General features: G+C 54.8%; 12 protein-coding genes, 4 tRNA genes and 2 rRNA genes (1 of these 18 cut by a window edge). All 18 read left to right on the top strand.

The annotated features are described in order from the left end of the window. Positions 1–2,403 (top strand): 23S ribosomal RNA (locus DJ564_RS29480) (it extends 489 nt beyond the left edge of the window). 173 nt (positions 2,404–2,576) lie between these two features. Beyond that, positions 2,577–2,692, top strand: a 5S ribosomal RNA gene (gene rrf / locus DJ564_RS29475). A gap of 133 nt (positions 2,693–2,825) precedes the next feature. Then, positions 2,826–3,785, top strand: coding sequence for a bifunctional biotin--[acetyl-CoA-carboxylase] ligase/biotin operon repressor BirA (gene birA / locus DJ564_RS29470; protein WP_109635264.1), 960 nt, complete (start codon positions 2,826–2,828; stop codon positions 3,783–3,785). Next, positions 3,775–4,524, top strand: a complete 750-nt coding sequence (locus tag DJ564_RS29465; RefSeq protein WP_109635262.1) for a pantothenate kinase — start codon at positions 3,775–3,777, stop codon at positions 4,522–4,524. Before birA ends, DJ564_RS29465 begins: the two co-directional genes overlap by 11 nt. A 7-nt stretch (positions 4,525–4,531) precedes the next feature. Further along, positions 4,532–4,972: a hypothetical protein gene (locus tag DJ564_RS29460; protein ID WP_109635260.1), complete on the top strand. Its 441-nt coding sequence runs from the start codon at positions 4,532–4,534 to the stop codon at positions 4,970–4,972. A gap of 142 nt (positions 4,973–5,114) precedes the next feature. Further along, positions 5,115–5,199: transfer RNA gene (locus DJ564_RS29455), tRNA-Tyr, on the top strand. Between the two features lie 24 nt (positions 5,200–5,223). Continuing rightward, a tRNA-Gly gene (locus DJ564_RS29450) sits at positions 5,224–5,297 on the top strand. A 26-nt stretch (positions 5,298–5,323) separates the two neighbouring features. Further along, a tRNA-Thr gene (locus DJ564_RS29445) sits at positions 5,324–5,399 on the top strand. Between the two features lie 83 nt (positions 5,400–5,482). After that, on the top strand, positions 5,483–6,676 hold the full coding sequence (tuf, locus tag DJ564_RS29440; protein WP_010467251.1) for an elongation factor Tu: 1,194 nt from the start codon (positions 5,483–5,485) through the stop codon (positions 6,674–6,676). Positions 6,677–6,729: 53 nt separating this feature from the next. Then, positions 6,730–6,805, top strand: a tRNA-Trp gene (locus DJ564_RS29435). A 45-nt stretch (positions 6,806–6,850) separates the two neighbouring features. Then, positions 6,851–7,219, top strand: a complete 369-nt coding sequence (gene secE, locus DJ564_RS29430) for a preprotein translocase subunit SecE (RefSeq protein WP_008145488.1) — start codon at positions 6,851–6,853, stop codon at positions 7,217–7,219. Positions 7,220–7,228: 9 nt separating this feature from the next. Then, the gene (nusG, locus tag DJ564_RS29425) at positions 7,229–7,762 is read left to right on the top strand and encodes a transcription termination/antitermination protein NusG (protein WP_007896622.1); all 534 of its coding nucleotides are present in this window, start codon (positions 7,229–7,231) and stop codon (positions 7,760–7,762) included. Between the two features lie 117 nt (positions 7,763–7,879). Next, positions 7,880–8,311, top strand: a complete 432-nt coding sequence (gene rplK / locus DJ564_RS29420; protein WP_003210097.1) for a 50S ribosomal protein L11 — start codon at positions 7,880–7,882, stop codon at positions 8,309–8,311. Continuing rightward, positions 8,311–9,006 (top strand): 50S ribosomal protein L1, encoded by a 696-nt coding sequence (gene rplA / locus DJ564_RS29415; RefSeq protein WP_007896626.1) that lies wholly within the window; start codon positions 8,311–8,313, stop codon positions 9,004–9,006. The genes rplK and rplA overlap by 1 nt, the downstream gene beginning before the upstream one ends. A 198-nt stretch (positions 9,007–9,204) precedes the next feature. Then, entirely contained in the window at positions 9,205–9,705 is a 501-nt protein-coding gene (rplJ, locus tag DJ564_RS29410; protein ID WP_010467255.1) for a 50S ribosomal protein L10, read from the top strand. 80 nt (positions 9,706–9,785) lie between these two features. After that, positions 9,786–10,151 carry a 50S ribosomal protein L7/L12 gene (rplL, locus tag DJ564_RS29405; RefSeq protein ID WP_010467258.1) on the top strand — a complete coding sequence of 122 codons (366 nt, stop codon included), beginning with the start codon at positions 9,786–9,788 and terminating at the stop codon, positions 10,149–10,151. Between the two features lie 220 nt (positions 10,152–10,371). Continuing rightward, on the top strand, positions 10,372–14,445 hold the full coding sequence (rpoB, locus tag DJ564_RS29400) for a DNA-directed RNA polymerase subunit beta (RefSeq protein ID WP_010467260.1): 4,074 nt from the start codon (positions 10,372–10,374) through the stop codon (positions 14,443–14,445). A gap of 64 nt (positions 14,446–14,509) precedes the next feature. Then, the gene (rpoC, locus tag DJ564_RS29395) at positions 14,510–18,709 is read left to right on the top strand and encodes a DNA-directed RNA polymerase subunit beta' (RefSeq protein WP_007896632.1); all 4,200 of its coding nucleotides are present in this window, start codon (positions 14,510–14,512) and stop codon (positions 18,707–18,709) included. Positions 18,710–18,857: the final 148 nt, after the last annotated feature.

Here is an 18,857-nt window from a genome sequence, read left to right as displayed (position 1 = left end):
TGAAATAGATCCTGAAACCGTATGCGTACAAGCAGTGGGAGCCCACTTTGTTGGGTGACTGCGTACCTTTTGTATAATGGGTCAGCGACTTATTTTCAGTGGCGAGCTTAACCGAATAGGGGAGGCGTAGCGAAAGCGAGTCTTAATAGGGCGTCTAGTCGCTGGGAATAGACCCGAAACCGGGCGATCTATCCATGGGCAGGTTGAAGGTTGGGTAACACTAACTGGAGGACCGAACCGACTACCGTTGAAAAGTTAGCGGATGACCTGTGGATCGGAGTGAAAGGCTAATCAAGCTCGGAGATAGCTGGTTCTCCTCGAAAGCTATTTAGGTAGCGCCTCATGTATCACTGTAGGGGGTAGAGCACTGTTTCGGCTAGGGGGTCATCCCGACTTACCAAACCGATGCAAACTCCGAATACCTACAAGTGCCGAGCATGGGAGACACACGGCGGGTGCTAACGTCCGTCGTGAAAAGGGAAACAACCCAGACCGTCAGCTAAGGTCCCAAAGTTATGGTTAAGTGGGAAACGATGTGGGAAGGCTTAGACAGCTAGGAGGTTGGCTTAGAAGCAGCCACCCTTTAAAGAAAGCGTAATAGCTCACTAGTCGAGTCGGCCTGCGCGGAAGATGTAACGGGGCTCAAACCATACACCGAAGCTACGGGTATCACTTAGGTGATGCGGTAGAGGAGCGTTCTGTAAGCCTGTGAAGGTGAGTTGAGAAGCTTGCTGGAGGTATCAGAAGTGCGAATGCTGACATGAGTAACGACAATGGGTGTGAAAAACACCCACGCCGAAAGACCAAGGTTTCCTGCGCAACGTTAATCGACGCAGGGTTAGTCGGTCCCTAAGGCGAGGCTGAAAAGCGTAGTCGATGGAAAACAGGTTAATATTCCTGTACTTCTGGTTATTGCGATGGAGGGACGGAGAAGGCTAGGCCAGCTTGGCGTTGGTTGTCCAAGTTTAAGGTGGTAGGCTGGAATCTTAGGTAAATCCGGGATTCTAAGGCCGAGAGCTGATGACGAGTGTTCTTTTAGAACACGAAGTGGTTGATGCCATGCTTCCAAGAAAAGCTTCTAAGCTTCAGGTAACCAGGAACCGTACCCCAAACCGACACAGGTGGTTGGGTAGAGAATACCAAGGCGCTTGAGAGAACTCGGGTGAAGGAACTAGGCAAAATGGCACCGTAACTTCGGGAGAAGGTGCGCCGGTGAGGGTGAAGCATTTACTGCGTAAGCCCATGCCGGTCGAAGATACCAGGCCGCTGCGACTGTTTATTAAAAACACAGCACTCTGCAAACACGAAAGTGGACGTATAGGGTGTGACGCCTGCCCGGTGCCGGAAGGTTAATTGATGGGGTTAGCTAACGCGAAGCTCTTGATCGAAGCCCCGGTAAACGGCGGCCGTAACTATAACGGTCCTAAGGTAGCGAAATTCCTTGTCGGGTAAGTTCCGACCTGCACGAATGGCGTAACGATGGCGGCGCTGTCTCCACCCGAGACTCAGTGAAATTGAAATCGCTGTGAAGATGCAGTGTATCCGCGGCTAGACGGAAAGACCCCGTGAACCTTTACTATAGCTTTGCACTGGACTTTGAATTTGCTTGTGTAGGATAGGTGGGAGGCTTTGAAGCGTGGACGCCAGTTCGCGTGGAGCCAACCTTGAAATACCACCCTGGCAACTTTGAGGTTCTAACTCAGGTCCGTTATCCGGATCGAGGACAGTGTATGGTGGGTAGTTTGACTGGGGCGGTCTCCTCCTAAAGAGTAACGGAGGAGTACGAAGGTGCGCTCAGACCGGTCGGAAATCGGTCGTAGAGTATAAAGGCAAAAGCGCGCTTGACTGCGAGACAGACACGTCGAGCAGGTACGAAAGTAGGTCTTAGTGATCCGGTGGTTCTGTATGGAAGGGCCATCGCTCAACGGATAAAAGGTACTCCGGGGATAACAGGCTGATACCGCCCAAGAGTTCATATCGACGGCGGTGTTTGGCACCTCGATGTCGGCTCATCACATCCTGGGGCTGAAGCCGGTCCCAAGGGTATGGCTGTTCGCCATTTAAAGTGGTACGCGAGCTGGGTTTAGAACGTCGTGAGACAGTTCGGTCCCTATCTGCCGTGGACGTTTGAGATTTGAGAGGGGCTGCTCCTAGTACGAGAGGACCGGAGTGGACGAACCTCTGGTGTTCCGGTTGTCACGCCAGTGGCATTGCCGGGTAGCTATGTTCGGAATAGATAACCGCTGAAAGCATCTAAGCGGGAAACTAGCCTCAAGATGAGATCTCACTGGGACCTTGAGTCCCCTGAAGGGCCGTCGAAGACTACGACGTTGATAGGTTGGGTGTGTAAGCGCTGTGAGGCGTTGAGCTAACCAATACTAATTGCCCGTGAGGCTTGACCATATAACACCCAAGCAATTTGCTTGCTTCGAGCCCAAAGGCGAAAGAGCACCAGATTGCGGTGTGTGAAGACGAAACGAACCGAAAGTTCGAGATACTCACAAAACACCAAGCTGTCACATACCCATTCGCTGGAGCGTGAACCCGCAAGGGCCCACGACCTGGCTACCGAATTTCTTGACGACCATAGAGCATTGGAACCACCTGATCCCATCCCGAACTCAGCAGTGAAACGATGCATCGCCGATGGTAGTGTGGGGTTTCCCCATGTGAGAGTAGGTCATCGTCAAGATTAAATTCCGAAACCCCAATTGCGAAAGCAATTGGGGTTTTGTTTTGCCCGCAGGAAATCTGGCCCTCGGGGTTTCTATGCAACGGCTCGGGGCATGGCTATCATGCGGGCCTCATTGTGAGGCGAGACTTGCATGCTGACGTTGTTAAAGCTTCTTAAGGATGGCAAGTTCCATTCGGGTCAGGCCCTGGGCATCGCCCTGGGTATCAGTCGTAGTGCGGTATGGAAGCAGCTACAGCATTTGGAGGCTGAGCTCGGCTTGTCCATTCACAAGGTGCGCGGTCGTGGTTATCAATTGGCTGCGCCATTGACGCTGCTTGATCCTGTCGACATAAAAGAACAGGCGCCCTCGTGTGGCTGGCCTATTCTGCTCTTCCACTCAATTGACTCCACTAACGCTGAAGCTCTGCGCGCAATTGAGCGTGGCCAGGCCGCGCCCTTTTTGGTGCTTTCCGAGCGGCAGACTGCGGGGCGCGGCCGGCGTGGACGAAATTGGGCCAGTCCTTTCGCGGAAAACATCTATTACAGTCTCGTATTACGCATCGAAGGTGGTATGCGTCAGCTTGAAGGGCTGAGTCTTGTGGTTGGGCTTGCTGTTATGCAAGCCTTGAGAGATCTCGGCATTCCGGGCGCGGGCTTGAAGTGGCCAAACGATGTTTTGGTTGGCCAGAAAAAGATTGCCGGGATATTGCTCGAGTTGGTGGGTGATCCTGCTGATGTGTGTCATGTGGTGCTGGGTGTTGGAATTAATGTGAACATGCAGGCGACCGATGAGATTGATCAGCAGTGGACATCCATGCGGCTGGAGGCGGGCAGGATGTTTGATCGCAATCACCTCGTCGCGCATTTAGGATTGATGCTTCAGAAGTATCTGGCTCGCCATCAGATCGATGGTTTTTCCGCCATCCAGCGGGAATGGGAACAGAACCACCTTTGGCACGGGCGCGCAGTCACGCTGATTGCTGGAGTTAGTCAGATAGATGGTGAGGTGTTGGGTGTCGACAGTCAGGGTGCCTTGCGCTTGAAGGTAAATGGTGTGGAAAAAGTATTTAGTGGTGGTGAGCTCAGCCTGAGGTTGCGTGATGATTCTTGAGCTCGACTGCGGAAACAGTTTCATAAAGTGGCGTGTTCTCCATGCGGATGCCAAACGGGTGTTTGGTGAGGGCGTGGTGGATTCGGATCTCGCATTGCTGGAAAGCCTGAACAGGCTTGAAGGGCTGGCCCTCAAACAGTGCCGGTTGGTCAGCGTCAGAACGACCGAAGAGACTGCAGCGTTGACATCTCTTCTGGCGAAAGCGTTCTCTGTGTCCGCGATATGCGCAGCGCCGGCGCGTGAAATGGCTGGTGTGCGAAATGGATACGAGGAGTTCGAGCGGTTGGGGCTTGATCGCTGGCTGGCGATGCTCGGTGGATTTAACCTGGCCGCAGGAGCATGCCTGGTGCTCGATTTTGGCACCGCTGTGACTGCTGACTTCATTGCGGGAGATGGAGAGCATCTTGGCGGGTTTATTTGCCCAGGCATGCCTTTGATGCGCAACCAGTTACGAACCCATACCCGCAAGATTCGCTATGGCGATATTGCTGCCGAGCGCGCGCTGGAAAGCCTTGCTCCTGGCCGCACAACGGTCGAGGCGGTTGAGCGAGGATGTTCGCTTATGTTGAGGGGCTTCGTCCTGACTCAGCTGGAAATGGCGCGTGGCTATTGGGGGGAAGATTTTGCTGTATTTCTCACCGGAGGTGATGCAGCGCTCGTCTCTGAAATCGTACCTGATGCCAGGCGGGTTCCAGACCTGGTGTTTGTAGGTCTGGCGATGGCATGTCCTTTGTCTTGAGGTTTTTATGCGTTGGTTGTTCCTTTTGCTGCTTGTGCTCAATGTCTTCTATTACATCTGGCATCAACAAGAGGCGCCGCTGCGTGCGAAAGATGTAACTCCCTTGAGTTTGTATCGAGGATCACAGCAGGACATTCGCTTGTTGAGCGAGGCGACTAATACGGCTCGTGAGAAAGGGAAGTCGGCATCAGTGGGCGGTGGATGTCTCTATTTGGGTGGCTTCACTCGTCAAGAGACCGCGCAAGCTGCTGAGCGACGATTGAGTGGGATGGATATCAGGTTTCAATCCTTGCCGAAAGACTCTTCAGATTCGGTGGGTTACTGGCTCCGCATAGCGCCCGAAAGCCGGCGTTTAGTGGATGATCTTCAGCTGCTAAACCTTTCCAAAGATTTCAATGAGTTAAAACATAAAATAATGCCCTGCGAGGGGGTTGCGCCTGCGGAATAGTTTGCATAGAATGGCGCCCGCTTCGCAGTGAAGACCTTTAACGGTCAACGGTGCAAGGCGGTGTCAACGCAGCTAACCTCAGGTTTTTAATGAGAAAATGCTTGACAGAAGGTCGGCATGATATAGAATGCCGGCTCGCTTAGGAGGGGTTCCCGAGCGGCCAAAGGGATCAGACTGTAAATCTGACGTCTACGACTTCGAAGGTTCGAATCCTTCCCCCTCCACCATTTTTAGCGAGAGCTGCAAGCTCCGCGGGTATAGTTTAGTGGTAGAACCTCAGCCTTCCAAGCTGATGATGCGGGTTCGATTCCCGCTACCCGCTCCAAGTTTGCAGGTCCTGCAAAGCGTTACGCTCTTGTAGCTCAGTTGGTAGAGCACACCCTTGGTAAGGGTGAGGTCAGCGGTTCAAATCCGCTCAAGAGCTCCATATAACAAGGCAGATATGAAAATATCTGCCTTTGTTTTAATGGTTGGTATTACTGCTTAATTTTTCTGCTGGGGGTTGCTTCGATGGCTAAGGAAAAGTTCGAACGTAATAAGCCGCACGTCAACGTAGGCACCATTGGTCACGTCGACCACGGTAAAACTACCCTGACCGCTGCGCTGACCCGTGTCTGCTCCGAAGTGTTCGGTTCGGCAAAGGTTGATTTCGACAAAATCGATAGCGCCCCAGAAGAAAAAGCACGTGGTATCACCATTAACACTGCTCACGTTGAATACGATTCGGCCGTGCGTCACTACGCACACGTAGACTGCCCAGGTCACGCCGATTACGTAAAGAACATGATTACCGGTGCTGCTCAGATGGATGGTGCTATCCTGGTTTGCTCGGCCGCTGATGGTCCGATGCCGCAAACCCGTGAGCACATTCTGTTGTCCCGCCAGGTTGGCGTTCCGTACATCGTTGTCTTCCTGAACAAGGCTGACATGGTTGACGATGCGGAGCTGCTGGAGTTGGTTGAGATGGAAGTGCGCGATTTGCTGAGCACTTACGACTTCCCGGGTGATGACACTCCGATCATCATCGGTTCGGCGCTGATGGCGTTGAATGGTCAAGACGACAACGAGATGGGTACTACTGCCGTCAAGAAGTTGGTCGAGACTCTGGATACTTATATTCCGCAGCCTGAGCGTGCTATTGATAAGCCGTTCCTGATGCCGATCGAGGATGTGTTCTCGATCTCCGGTCGCGGCACTGTTGTGACTGGTCGTGTTGAGCGTGGCATTGTCCGCATTCAGGAGGAGGTTGAGATTGTTGGTCTGCGTGACACTGTCAAAACTACTTGCACTGGTGTTGAGATGTTCCGCAAGCTGCTCGACGAAGGTCGTGCTGGCGAGAACTGCGGCGTTCTGCTGCGCGGTACCAAGCGTGATGATGTTGAGCGTGGCCAGGTTCTGGTCAAGCCAGGCACCGTCAAGCCGCATACCAAGTTCACGGCTGAGGTTTACGTTCTGAGCAAGGAAGAGGGTGGGCGTCATACCCCGTTCTTCAAGGGTTACCGTCCGCAGTTCTACTTCCGTACTACTGATGTGACTGGTAACTGCGAATTGCCAGAAGGCGTTGAAATGGTGATGCCAGGTGACAACATTCAGATGACTGTCACTCTGATCAAAACCATCGCGATGGAAGATGGCTTGCGTTTCGCTATCCGTGAAGGCGGTCGTACCGTCGGCGCTGGTGTTGTGGCCAAGGTTATCGAGTAAATTGTTGTAATGTCTTTTTCGGGCCGGCATAATGGTCGGCCTGATTTTGTTTTAGGTCAGTAGCTCAATTGGCAGAGCGACGGTCTCCAAAACCGTAGGTTGGGGGTTCGATTCCCTCCTGACCTGCCAGATTCACTTGGTGTGTCTGGCTTTCTTTTCACAGGATCTTCATAGATGACTCCTAAAGCTGAAGCTCAAGGCTCTCGCTTCGATCTGCTCAAGTGGCTTGTAGTAGTCGCCTTGGTGGTTGTTGGCGTTGTTGGCAATCAGTATTACTCTGCTTCGCCGATCCTGTACCGCGTACTTGCATTGCTCGCCATTGCTGCTGTAGCTGCCTTTGTAGGCTTGCAGACAGTCAAGGGCAAGTCTTTCTTTGTACTGGTTAAGGAAGCTCGTACCGAGATTCGTAAAGTCGTATGGCCAACTCGCCAAGAAACCACACAGACCACGTTGATCGTTGTGGCTGTTGTCCTGGTTATGGCGTTGCTGTTGTGGGGGCTTGATTCCCTGCTCGGCTGGCTTGTTTCCTTGATTGTCGGCTAAGGGTGTCCCGTGGCTAAGCGTTGGTACGTTGTGCATGCTTACTCCGGTTACGAGAAGCATGTCATGCGCTCGTTAGTAGAGCGCGTAAAGCTGGCTGGCATGGAAGATGGCTTTGGCGAAATTCTGGTTCCCACTGAAGAAGTGGTTGAAATGCGTAATGGCCAGAAACGCAAAAGCGAGCGCAAGTTCTTCCCAGGTTATGTGCTGGTCCAGATGGACATGAACGAGGGTACTTGGCACTTGGTCAAGGATACTCCTCGGGTGATGGGCTTCATCGGCGGTACCGCTGATAAGCCAGCGCCGATCACAGATAAAGAGGCAGAAGCGATTCTGCGTCGTGTTGCTGATGGTAGCGACAAGCCGAAGCCGAAGACGTTGTTCGAGCCAGGTGAGTCGGTGCGTGTCAATGACGGTCCGTTTGCCGATTTTACCGGCACGGTCGAAGAAGTTAACTACGAAAAGAGCCGGATCCAAGTGGCAGTGCTCATTTTCGGTCGCTCTACTCCGGTAGAGTTAGAGTTCAGCCAGGTCGAAAAGGTCTAGCTGGGCAAGCATCCCAACCCCGCAGCCCTAGGCTGTGGGGTTTTGTCGTCACTGGGATAAACGCGCAAGTAACCGGGGAGCCTTTCGAGGCGTTCGAACCCGTAATTGGAGTGCCTCATGGCCAAGAAGATTACCGCTTACATCAAGCTGCAAGTGAAGGCCGCTCAGGCTAACCCAAGCCCACCTGTTGGTCCTGCTTTGGGTCAGCACGGCGTGAACATCATGGAATTCTGCAAGGCTTTCAACGCCCGTACTCAGGGTATTGAGCCAGGTCTGCCGACTCCAGTGATCATCACTGTCTACAGCGACCGTAGCTTCACTTTCGAAACCAAATCCACCCCTGCTTCGGTTCTGCTGAAGAAGGCGGCCGGTCTGACTAGCGGTTCCGCTCGTCCGAACACCGTTAAGGTTGGCACCGTGACCCGTGCTCAGCTGGAAGAAATCGCGAAAACCAAAAACGCGGATCTGACTGCAGCTGATATGGACGCAGCCGTGCGTACTATCGCCGGTTCTGCTCGTAGCATGGGCCTTAACGTGGAGGGTGTGTAATGGCTAAGTTGACCAAGCGTCAAAAGGCTATCGCCGGCAAAATCGAAGCAGGCAAGTCCTACAACTTTGTAGACGCTGCTGCTCTGCTGGCTGAGCTGTCGACTGTCAAGTTCAGCGAGTCGTTCGACGTTGCTGTGAACCTGGGTGTTGACCCGCGTAAATCTGACCAGGTTGTTCGTAGCGCTACTGTGCTGCCACACGGCACTGGCAAGACCGTTCGCGTAGCTGTGTTCACCCAGGGTCCAGCTGCTGAGGCCGCTCTGGCTGCCGGCGCTGATCGTGTAGGTATGGACGACCTGGCTGCCGAAATGAAAGGCGGCGACCTGAACTATGACGTCGTTATCGCATCCCCGGATGCCATGCGCGTTGTGGGTCAGTTGGGTCAGATCCTGGGCCCACGTGGCCTGATGCCTAACCCTAAAGTCGGCACCGTAACGCCAGACGTAGCCACCGCGGTTAAAAACGCCAAGGCTGGTCAGGTTCGTTATCGCACCGACAAAAACGGCATCATTCACACCTCCGTTGGCAAAGTCGGCTTTGATGCCGTCAAGCTGAAGGAAAACGTTGAAGCCCTGATCGCTGATCTGAAGCGTATCAAGCCAGCTTCCTCGAAAGGTATTTATGTCAAGCGCGTTACCCTGAGCACCACCATGGGTCCAGGTCTGGTCATCGACCAAGGCTCGCTCGACGCGTAAGACACAGATTGGCGCAAGTGATTGTGCCAATTGAAAGATTGGGGTCCCTGCCTGGCGGGGGCTATCCAAGACCGTAGGCGACGCAAGTCTTAAACCACAAGCCTACGCAGATGGTGCTCCCGGTTCCTTACCGAATCAGACACCAAAACGACATCTGGCCTCGGTTGGATGAAACGGTAACAAGCAGGAGTTTTTCCCGTGGCAATTAAACTTGAAGACAAGAAGGCCATCGTCGCTGAAGTCAACAAGGCTGCCCAAGTTGCTCTGTCCGCTGTCGTGGCTGATGCCCGTGGCGTAACAGTAGGCGCTATGACCGGACTCCGTAAAGAGGCTCGTGAAGCTGGCGTTTACGTACGTGTTGTACGTAACACCCTGCTCAAGCGCGCCGTTGCTGGCACTCAATATGACGTGCTCAACGACGTGTTCACTGGCCCGACCTTGATTGCATTCTCCAAAGAACATCCGGGTGCTGCTGCCCGTATCTTCAAAGAGTTCGCAAAAGGTCAGGATAAGTTCGAGATCAAGGCAGCTGCGTTCGAGGGCAAGTTCCTCGCGGCTAATCAGATCGACGTACTGGCAAGCCTGCCGACCCGTGACGAAGCAATTTCTCAGCTGATGAGCGTGATTCAAGGCGCAACCAGCAAATTGGCTCGTACTCTGGCGGCTCTTCGCGACCAGAAAGAAGCCGCTGCAGCCTAAGGCTGAGCGACACCTTTCAGCGTTTATTGTTTATTTCGATGGCCGCGTAGGCTGTCACCCCAATACAGGAATTTATAGTCATGTCTCTGACTAACGACCAAATCATCGAAGCAATCGGCGAAAAATCCGTTCTGGAAATCGTTGAGCTGATCAAGGCCATGGAAGAGAAGTTCGGCGTTTCCGCTGCCGCTGCTTCCGCTGGTCCAGCTGCTGTCGCTGCTGTTGTTGAAGAACAAACTGAATTCAATGTCATGCTGCTGGAAGCTGGCGAGAAGAAAGTTAACGTGATCAAGGCAGTACGTGAACTGACCGGTCTGGGCTTGAAAGAAGCCAAGGCTGTAGTTGACGGCGCTCCTGGCATGGTTCTGGAAGCTGTTTCGAAAGACGCAGCTGACAAAGCCAAAGCCACTCTGGAAGAAGCAGGCGCTAAAGTCGAGCTGAAGTAAGCATCGACTTTGCTCCTCCAGCCCGAGCGTTAAGCGAAAGGCTGATGGCTGGTGGCTCTTGCCACCGGCCTTTTTCCGTTATTGGCAGCCGACTGGGTCGGTGCTGGTAACGAGCTGTAACCACCCGATGCGGTGGCGCAAACCATGGGGTTTGCACGATTTTCTGGCTGCTCCCGTCGGGAGGGGCCAAACAAGCAGGTGACCAAGCTGGGGAACGCTGATGGCTTACTCATATACTGAGAAAAAACGTATCCGCAAGGACTTTAGCAAGTTGCCGGACGTCATGGATGTGCCGTACCTCCTGGCCATCCAGCTGGATTCGTATCGTGAATTCTTGCAAGCGGGAGCGACTAAAGATCAGTTCCGCGACGTGGGCCTGCATGCGGCCTTCAAATCCGTTTTCCCGATCATCAGCTACTCCGGCAATGCTGCGCTGGAGTACGTCGGTTATCGCCTGGGCGAACCGGCATTTGATGTCAAAGAATGCGTATTGCGCGGTGTAACTTACGCCGTACCTTTGCGGGTAAAAGTGCGCCTGATCATTTTCGACAAAGAATCGTCGAACAAAGCGATCAAGGACATTAAAGAGCAAGAAGTCTACATGGGTGAAATCCCCCTGATGACTGAGAACGGTACCTTCGTAATCAACGGTACCGAGCGTGTAATCGTTTCCCAGCTGCACCGTTCCCCGGGCGTGTTCTTCGACCACGACCGTGGCAAGACGCACAGCTCCGGTAAACTGCTGTACTCCGCGCGCATCATTCCTTACCGCGGTTCGTGGCTGGACTTCGAGTTCGACCCGAAAGACTGCGTGTTCGTGCGTATCGACCGTCGTCGCAAGCTGCCTGCATCGGTACTGCTGCGCGCGCTCGGCTATACCACTGAAGAAGTGCTCGACGCGTTCTACACCACCAACGTTTTCCACCTGAGCGGCGAAACCCTCAGTCTGGAACTGATTGCTTCGCGTCTGCGTGGTGAAATCGCTGTACTTGATATTCAGGACGAGAAGGGCAAGGTCATCGTTGAGGCGGGTCGCCGTATTACTGCGCGCCACATCAACCAGATCGAAAAAGCCGGTCTCAAGACCCTGGAAGTGCCTCTGGACTACGTCCTGGGTCGCACTACCGCCAAGGCCATCGTGCATCCGGCAACCGGCGAAATCCTGGCAGAGTGCAACACCGAGCTGAACACCGAGATCCTGGCAAAAATTGCCAAGGCCCAGGTTGTTCGCATCGAAACTCTGTACACCAACGATATCGACTGCGGTCCGTTCGTCTCCGACACCCTGAAGATCGACTCCACCAGCAACCAATTGGAAGCGCTGGTCGAGATCTATCGCATGATGCGTCCAGGCGAGCCGCCAACCAAAGACGCTGCCGAGACTCTGTTCAACAACCTGTTCTTCAGCCCTGAGCGCTATGACCTGTCTGCGGTCGGCCGGATGAAGTTCAACCGTCGTATCGGTCGTACCGAGATCGAAGGTTCGGGCGTGTTGTGCAAAGAAGACATCGTCGCGGTTCTGAAGACTCTGGTCGACATCCGTAACGGTAAAGGCATCGTCGATGACATCGACCACCTGGGTAACCGTCGTGTTCGCTGCGTAGGCGAAATGGCCGAGAACCAGTTCCGTGTTGGCCTGGTACGTGTTGAGCGTGCGGTCAAAGAGCGTCTGTCGATGGCTGAAAGCGAAGGCCTGATGCCGCAAGACCTGATCAACGCCAAGCCAGTGGCTGCGGCGGTGAAAGAGTTCTTCGGTTCCAGCCAGCTTTCCCAGTTCATGGACCAGAACAACCCGCTGTCCGAGATCACCCACAAACGTCGTGTATCTGCACTCGGCCCTGGCGGTTTGACTCGTGAACGTGCTGGCTTTGAAGTTCGTGACGTACACCCGACTCACTACGGTCGTGTATGCCCGATTGAAACGCCGGAAGGTCCGAACATCGGTCTGATCAACTCCCTGGCCGCTTATGCGCGCACCAACCAGTACGGCTTCCTCGAGAGCCCGTACCGTGTGGTGAAAGACGCTCTGGTCACCGACGAGATCGTCTTCCTGTCTGCCATCGAAGAAGCTGACCACGTGATCGCTCAGGCTTCGGCCACGATGAACGACAAGAAAGTCCTGATCGACGAGTTGGTAGCTGTTCGTCACTTGAACGAGTTCACCGTCAAGGCGCCGGAAGACGTCACCTTGATGGACGTATCGCCGAAGCAGGTAGTTTCGGTTGCAGCGTCGCTGATCCCGTTCCTCGAGCACGATGACGCCAACCGTGCGTTGATGGGTTCGAACATGCAGCGTCAAGCTGTACCAACCCTGCGCGCTGACAAGCCGCTGGTCGGTACTGGCATGGAGCGTAACGTAGCCCGTGACTCCGGCGTTTGCGTCGTGGCTCGTCGTGGCGGCGTGATCGATTCCGTCGACGCCAGCCGTATCGTGGTTCGTGTTGCTGATGACGAAGTTGAAACCGGCGAAGCTGGTGTCGACATCTACAACCTGACCAAGTACACCCGCTCCAACCAGAACACCTGCATCAACCAGCGTCCGCTGGTGCGTAAAGGTGATCGGGTTCAGCGTAGCGACATCATGGCCGACGGTCCGTCCACCGACATGGGTGAACTGGCTCTGGGTCAGAACATGCGCATCGCGTTCATGGCGTGGAACGGCTTCAACTTCGAAGACTCCATCTGCCTGTCCGAGCGTGTGGTTCAGGAAGACCGCTTCACCACGATCCACATTCAGGAACTGACCTGTGTGGCACGTGACACCAAGCTTGGACCGGAGGAAATCACTGCAGACATCCCGAACGTGGGTGAAGCTGCACTGAACAAGCTGGACGAGGCCGGTATCGTTTACGTAGGTGCTGAAGTTGGCGCAGGCGACATCCTGGTTGGTAAGGTCACTCCGAAAGGCGAGACCCAGCTGACTCCGGAAGAAAAACTGCTGCGTGCCATCTTCGGTGAAAAAGCCAGCGACGTTAAAGACACCTCCCTGCGCGTGCCTACCGGCACCAAGGGTACCGTCATCGACGTACAGGTCTTCACCCGCGACGGCGTCGAGCGTGATGCTCGTGCACTGTCGATCGAGAAGACTCAACTCGACGAGATCCGCAAGGACCTGAACGAAGAGTTCCGTATCGTTGAAGGCGCCACTTTCGAACGTCTGCGTTCCGCTCTGGTCGGCCACAAAGCCGAAGGCGGCGCCGGCCTGAAGAAAGGTCAGGACATCACCGACGAAGTTCTCGACGGTCTTGAGCATGGTCAGTGGTTCAAACTGCGCATGGCTGAAGATGCTCTGAACGAGCAGCTCGAGAAGGCTCAGGCCTACATCGTTGATCGCCGCCGTCTGCTGGACGACAAGTTCGAAGACAAGAAGCGCAAACTGCAGCAGGGCGATGACCTGGCTCCAGGCGTGCTGAAAATCGTCAAGGTTTACCTGGCAATCCGTCGCCGCATCCAGCCGGGCGACAAGATGGCCGGTCGTCACGGTAACAAAGGTGTGGTCTCCGTGATCATGCCGGTTGAAGACATGCCGCACGATGCCAATGGCACCCCGGTCGACGTCGTCCTCAACCCGTTGGGCGTACCTTCGCGTATGAACGTTGGTCAGATCCTTGAAACCCACCTGGGCCTCGCAGCCAAAGGTCTGGGCGAGAAGATCAACCGGATGATCGAAGAGCAGCGCAAAGTCGCCGAGCTTCGTAAATTCCTCGACGAGATCTACAACCAGATCGGCGGTCGTAACGAAGATCTGGATAGCTTCTCCGACCAGGAAATCCTGGATCTGGCGAAGAACCTGCGTGGTGGTGTTCCAATGGCCACTCCAGTGTTCGACGGTGCCAAGGAAAGCGAAATCAAGGCCATGCTGAAGCTGGCAGACCTGCCAGAAAGCGGCCAGATGCAGCTGACCGACGGCCGTACCGGCAACAAGTTCGAGCGCCCGGTTACTGTTGGCTACATGTACATGCTGAAGCTGAACCACTTGGTAGACGACAAGATGCACGCTCGTTCTACCGGTTCGTACAGCCTGGTTACCCAGCAGCCGCTGGGTGGTAAGGCGCAGTTCGGTGGTCAGCGTTTCGGGGAGATGGAAGTCTGGGCACTGGAAGCATACGGTGCTGCTTACACTCTGCAAGAAATGCTCACAGTGAAGTCGGACGATGTGAACGGCCGTACCAAGATGTACAAAAACATCGTGGATGGCGATCACCGTATGGAGCCGGGCATGCCCGAGTCTTTCAACGTGTTGATCAAGGAAATTCGTTCCCTCGGCATCGATATCGATCTGGAAACCGAATAACACGTGACGCGAATCGAGAGCGGGGCAGGATTGCCCGCTCTCTGCTCCGCCAGGAGGAAAGGCCTTGAAAGACCTACTGAATTTGCTGAAAAACCAGGGTCAAGTCGAAGAGTTCGACGCCATCCGTATTGGATTGGCATCGCCTGAGATGATCCGTTCGTGGTCGTTCGGTGAAGTTAAAAAGCCGGAAACCATCAACTACCGTACGTTCAAACCTGAGCGTGACGGCCTGTTCTGCGCCAAGATCTTTGGCCCGGTAAAGGATTACGAGTGCCTGTGCGGTAAGTACAAGCGCTTGAAGCACCGTGGTGTGATCTGCGAGAAGTGCGGTGTTGAAGTCGCGCTGGCCAAAGTTCGTCGTGAGCGCATGGCGCACATCGAGCTGGCCTCGCCAGTTGCCCACATCTGGTTCCTGAAATCGCTGCCGTCGCGTATCGGCTTGCTGATGGACATGACCCTGCGTGATATCGAACGCGTTCTCTACTTCGAGAGCTATGTCGTTATCGATCCAGGCATGACCACCCTTGAAAAAGGTCAGCTGCTGAACGACGAGCAGTACTTCGAAGCGCTGGAAGAGTTCGGCGACGATTTCGATGCCCGTATGGGTGCCGAAGCTGTCCGTGAACTGCTGCACGCTATCGACCTAGAGCACGAGATTGGCCGTCTGCGCGAAGAAATTCCGCAAACCAACTCCGAAACCAAAATCAAGAAGCTGTCCAAGCGTCTGAAGTTGATGGAAGCCTTTCAGGGTTCCGGCAACCTTCCAGAATGGATGGTGCTGACCGTTCTGCCGGTTCTGCCGCCAGATCTGCGTCCACTGGTCCCGCTGGATGGCGGTCGCTTCGCGACTTCCGACCTCAACGATCTGTATCGTCGAGTGATCAACCGTAACAACCGCTTGAAGCGTCTGCTCGATCTGTCCGCTCCGGACATCATCGTGCGCAACGAAAAGCGTATGTTGCAGGAAGCCGTCGACGCACTGCTCGACAACGGTCGTCGTGGCCGCGCTATCACCGGTTCCAACAAGCGTCCTCTGAAATCCCTGGCTGACATGATCAAGGGTAAGCAGGGTCGTTTCCGTCAGAACTTGCTCGGTAAGCGTGTTGACTACTCCGGTCGTTCGGTAATTACCGTAGGTCCGACCCTGCGTCTGCACCAGTGCGGTCTGCCGAAGAAAATGGCTCTCGAACTGTTCAAACCGTTCATTTTCGGCAAGCTGGAAATGCGTGGTCTCGCTACCACCATCAAAGCTGCCAAGAAGATGGTCGAGCGCGAACTGCCAGAGGTTTGGGACGTTCTCGCTGAAGTAATTCGCGAACACCCGGTTCTCCTCAACCGTGCACCGACCCTTCACCGTCTGGGTATCCAGGCGTTTGAACCGGTACTGATCGAAGGTAAGGCTATCCAGCTGCACCCTCTGGTCTGTGCCGCGTACAACGCCGACTTCGACGGCGACCAAATGGCCGTGCACGTACCGCTGACACTGGAAGCTCAGTTGGAAGCGCGTGCGTTGATGATGTCGACCAACAACATTCTGTCGCCAGCCAACGGTGAGCCAATCATCGTTCCGTCGCAGGACGTTGTATTGGGTCTGTACTACATGACTCGTGAAGCGATCAACGCCAAAGGCGAAGGTCGTGTGTTCGCGGATCTGCAGGAAGTTGACCGTGTGTTCCGTGCCGGCGAAGCCGCACTGCACGCCAAGGTTAAAGTGCGGATCAACGAAACCGTTAACGATCGTGACGGTGGCAGCGTCAAGAACACCCGTATCGTCGACACCACTGTCGGCCGTGCGCTGTTGTTCCAGGTTGTTCCACCTGGCCTGTCGTACGACGTCGTCAACCAGCCGATGAAGAAAAAGGCGATCTCCAAGCTGATCAACCAGTGCTACCGCGTGGTTGGTTTGAAAGAGACCGTGATCTTCGCTGACCAGTTGATGTACACCGGTTTTGCCTATTCGACCATTTCCGGCGTTTCCATCGGTGTTAACGACTTCGTTATCCCGGATGAAAAAGCCCGCATCATCGGTGCTGCTACCGACGAAGTGAAAGAGATCGAAAGTCAGTACGCCTCCGGCCTGGTAACCCAGGGCGAGAAGTACAACAAAGTGATCGACCTTTGGTCCAAGGCGAACGACGAAGTTTCCAAGGCGATGATGGCCAACCTCTCGAAAGAGAAAGTCATCGACCGTCATGGCGTCGAAGTCGACCAGGAATCGTTCAACTCGATGTACATGATGGCCGACTCGGGCGCACGGGGTTCTGCTGCGCAGATCCGTCAGCTCGCCGGTATGCGTGGCCTGATGGCCAAGCCGGACGGTTCCATCATTGAAACGCCGATTACTGCGAACTTCCGTGAAGGTTTGAGCGTACTTCAGTACTTCATCTCCACTCACGGTGCTCGTAAAGGTTTGGCGGATACCGCGTTGAAAACTGCGAACTCCGGTTACCTGACTCGTCGTCTGGTAGACGTGGCGCAGGATCTGGTTGTGACCGAGATCGATTGCGGCACCGAACATGGCCTGGTAATGACTCCGCACATTGAAGGCGGTGACGTTGTTGAGCCGTTGGGTGAGCGCGTATTGGGTCGTGTCATTGCCCGTGACGTGTTCAAGCCAGGTACCGAAGAAATCATCGTTCCTGCCGGTACGCTGGTAGACGAGAAGTGGGTCGAGTTCATCGAGCTGAACAGCATCGACGAAGTAATCGTGCGTTCGCCGATCAGCTGCGAAACCCGCTACGGCATTTGCGCCAAGTGCTACGGCCGTGACCTGGCTCGTGGTCACCAGGTGAACATCGGTGAAGCGGTCGGCGTTATCGCTGCCCAGTCCATCGGTGAGCCGGGTACCCAGCTGACCATGCGTACGTTCCACATCGGTGGTGCGGCAAGCCGGACCTCCGCAGCCGACAGTGTTCAGGTGAAGAATGGCGGTACTGTCCGTCTGCACAACCTGAAGCACGTTGAGCGAGTGGATGGCTGCCTGGTTGCTGTGTCCCGTTCCGGTGAGCTGGCAATCGCTGATGACTTCGGTCGTGAGCGCGAGCGTTACAAGCTGCCGTACGGTGCTGTGATTTCGGTTAAAGAAGGTGACAAGGTCGACGCTGGCGCAATCGTGGCCAAGTGGGATCCGCACACTCACCCAATCGTTACCGAAATGAAAGGTACCGTGACCTACGTGGGCATGGAAGAAGGCATCACGATCAAGCGTCAGACTGACGAATTGACCGGTATGACCAACATTGAAGTACTCGATGCCAAAGACCGACCAGCTGCCGGTAAAGATATCCGCCCTGCTGTGAAGATGGTTGATGACAACGGCAAGGATCTGTTGCTGCCAGGCACTGACGTTATCGCTCAGTACTTCCTGCCAGCCAACGCCTTGGTCGGTGTTGCGGATGGTGCGAAAATTGCGATCGGTGATGTTATCGCTCGTATTCCGCAAGAGACTTCGAAGACCCGTGACATCACCGGTGGTCTGCCGCGTGTTGCCGACTTGTTCGAAGCCCGTCGTCCGAAAGAAGCCTCGATTCTGGCTGAAGTCAGCGGCACCATCGCGTTCGGTAAAGAGACCAAAGGCAAGCGCCGTCTGGTTATCACCCCGAACGACGGTAGCGATCCGTACGAAGAGCTGATTCCGAAGTGGCGTCACCTGAACGTCTTCGAAGGCGAACAGGTAAACCGCGGCGAAGTTATCTCCGACGGCCCGAGCGATCCACACGACATCCTGCGTCTGTTGGGTGTGAGCGCGCTGGCCAAGTACATCGTGAACGAGATCCAGGACGTTTACCGTCTGCAAGGCGTGAAGATCAACGATAAGCACATCGAGACCATCCTGCGTCAGATGCTGCGTAAAGTTGAAATCGCTGAATCCGGCGATTCCAGTTTCATCAAGGGCGACCAGATGGAATTGACTCACGTTCTGGTAGAGAACGAGCGTCTGGCTGGCGACGAGAAATTCGTTTCCAAGTTCACTCGCGTGCTGTTGGGTATCACCAAGGCGTCGTTGTCCACCGAATCGTTCATCTCGGCGGCTTCCTTCCAGGAAACCACTCGCGTACTGACCGAAGCGGCGGTAACCGGCAAGCGCGATTACCTGCGCGGCCTGAAAGAAAACGTGGTCGTGGGTCGTCTGATCCCGGCGGGTACCGGTCTGGCTTATCACAGCGAGCGTAAGCGCCGCCGTGATGCTGACAAACCGTTGCGCGTAAGCGCCAGTGAAGTGGAAGCTGCACTGACCGAAGCGCTGAACTCAAGCGGTAACTGAGTTCTGCGGTAAATGAGCGTAAGGCCCTGGCCGTTCCGTTCATCGAATCGAGACAATTTGTCGAGGTTGGATGAGCGGGGAGGTCGGGGCCTTGCCTTGACTGGGGGCAAGATCCTCTTTAGACTCTTGTACCCCTAAATTTGGCGGG

Source organism: Pseudomonas sp. 31-12 (genome assembly GCF_003151075.1).
In the GTDB taxonomy this organism is placed as follows: domain Bacteria; phylum Pseudomonadota; class Gammaproteobacteria; order Pseudomonadales; family Pseudomonadaceae; genus Aquipseudomonas.
This window is presented reverse-complemented; position numbering and strand designations above follow the sequence as displayed.

Coding starts and splice junctions, on each gene's coding strand:
- birA (WP_109635264.1), top strand. CDS start 2,826: ATGCTGACGTTGTTAAAGCTTCTTAAGGATGGCAAGTTCCATTCGGGT.
- DJ564_RS29465 (WP_109635262.1), top strand. CDS start 3,775: ATGATTCTTGAGCTCGACTGCGGAAACAGTTTCATAAAGTGGCGTGTT.
- DJ564_RS29460 (WP_109635260.1), top strand. CDS start 4,532: ATGCGTTGGTTGTTCCTTTTGCTGCTTGTGCTCAATGTCTTCTATTAC.
- tuf (WP_010467251.1), top strand. CDS start 5,483: ATGGCTAAGGAAAAGTTCGAACGTAATAAGCCGCACGTCAACGTAGGC.
- secE (WP_008145488.1), top strand. CDS start 6,851: ATGACTCCTAAAGCTGAAGCTCAAGGCTCTCGCTTCGATCTGCTCAAG.
- rplK (WP_003210097.1), top strand. CDS start 7,880: ATGGCCAAGAAGATTACCGCTTACATCAAGCTGCAAGTGAAGGCCGCT.
- rplA (WP_007896626.1), top strand. CDS start 8,311: ATGGCTAAGTTGACCAAGCGTCAAAAGGCTATCGCCGGCAAAATCGAA.
- rplL (WP_010467258.1), top strand. CDS start 9,786: ATGTCTCTGACTAACGACCAAATCATCGAAGCAATCGGCGAAAAATCC.
- rpoB (WP_010467260.1), top strand. CDS start 10,372: ATGGCTTACTCATATACTGAGAAAAAACGTATCCGCAAGGACTTTAGC.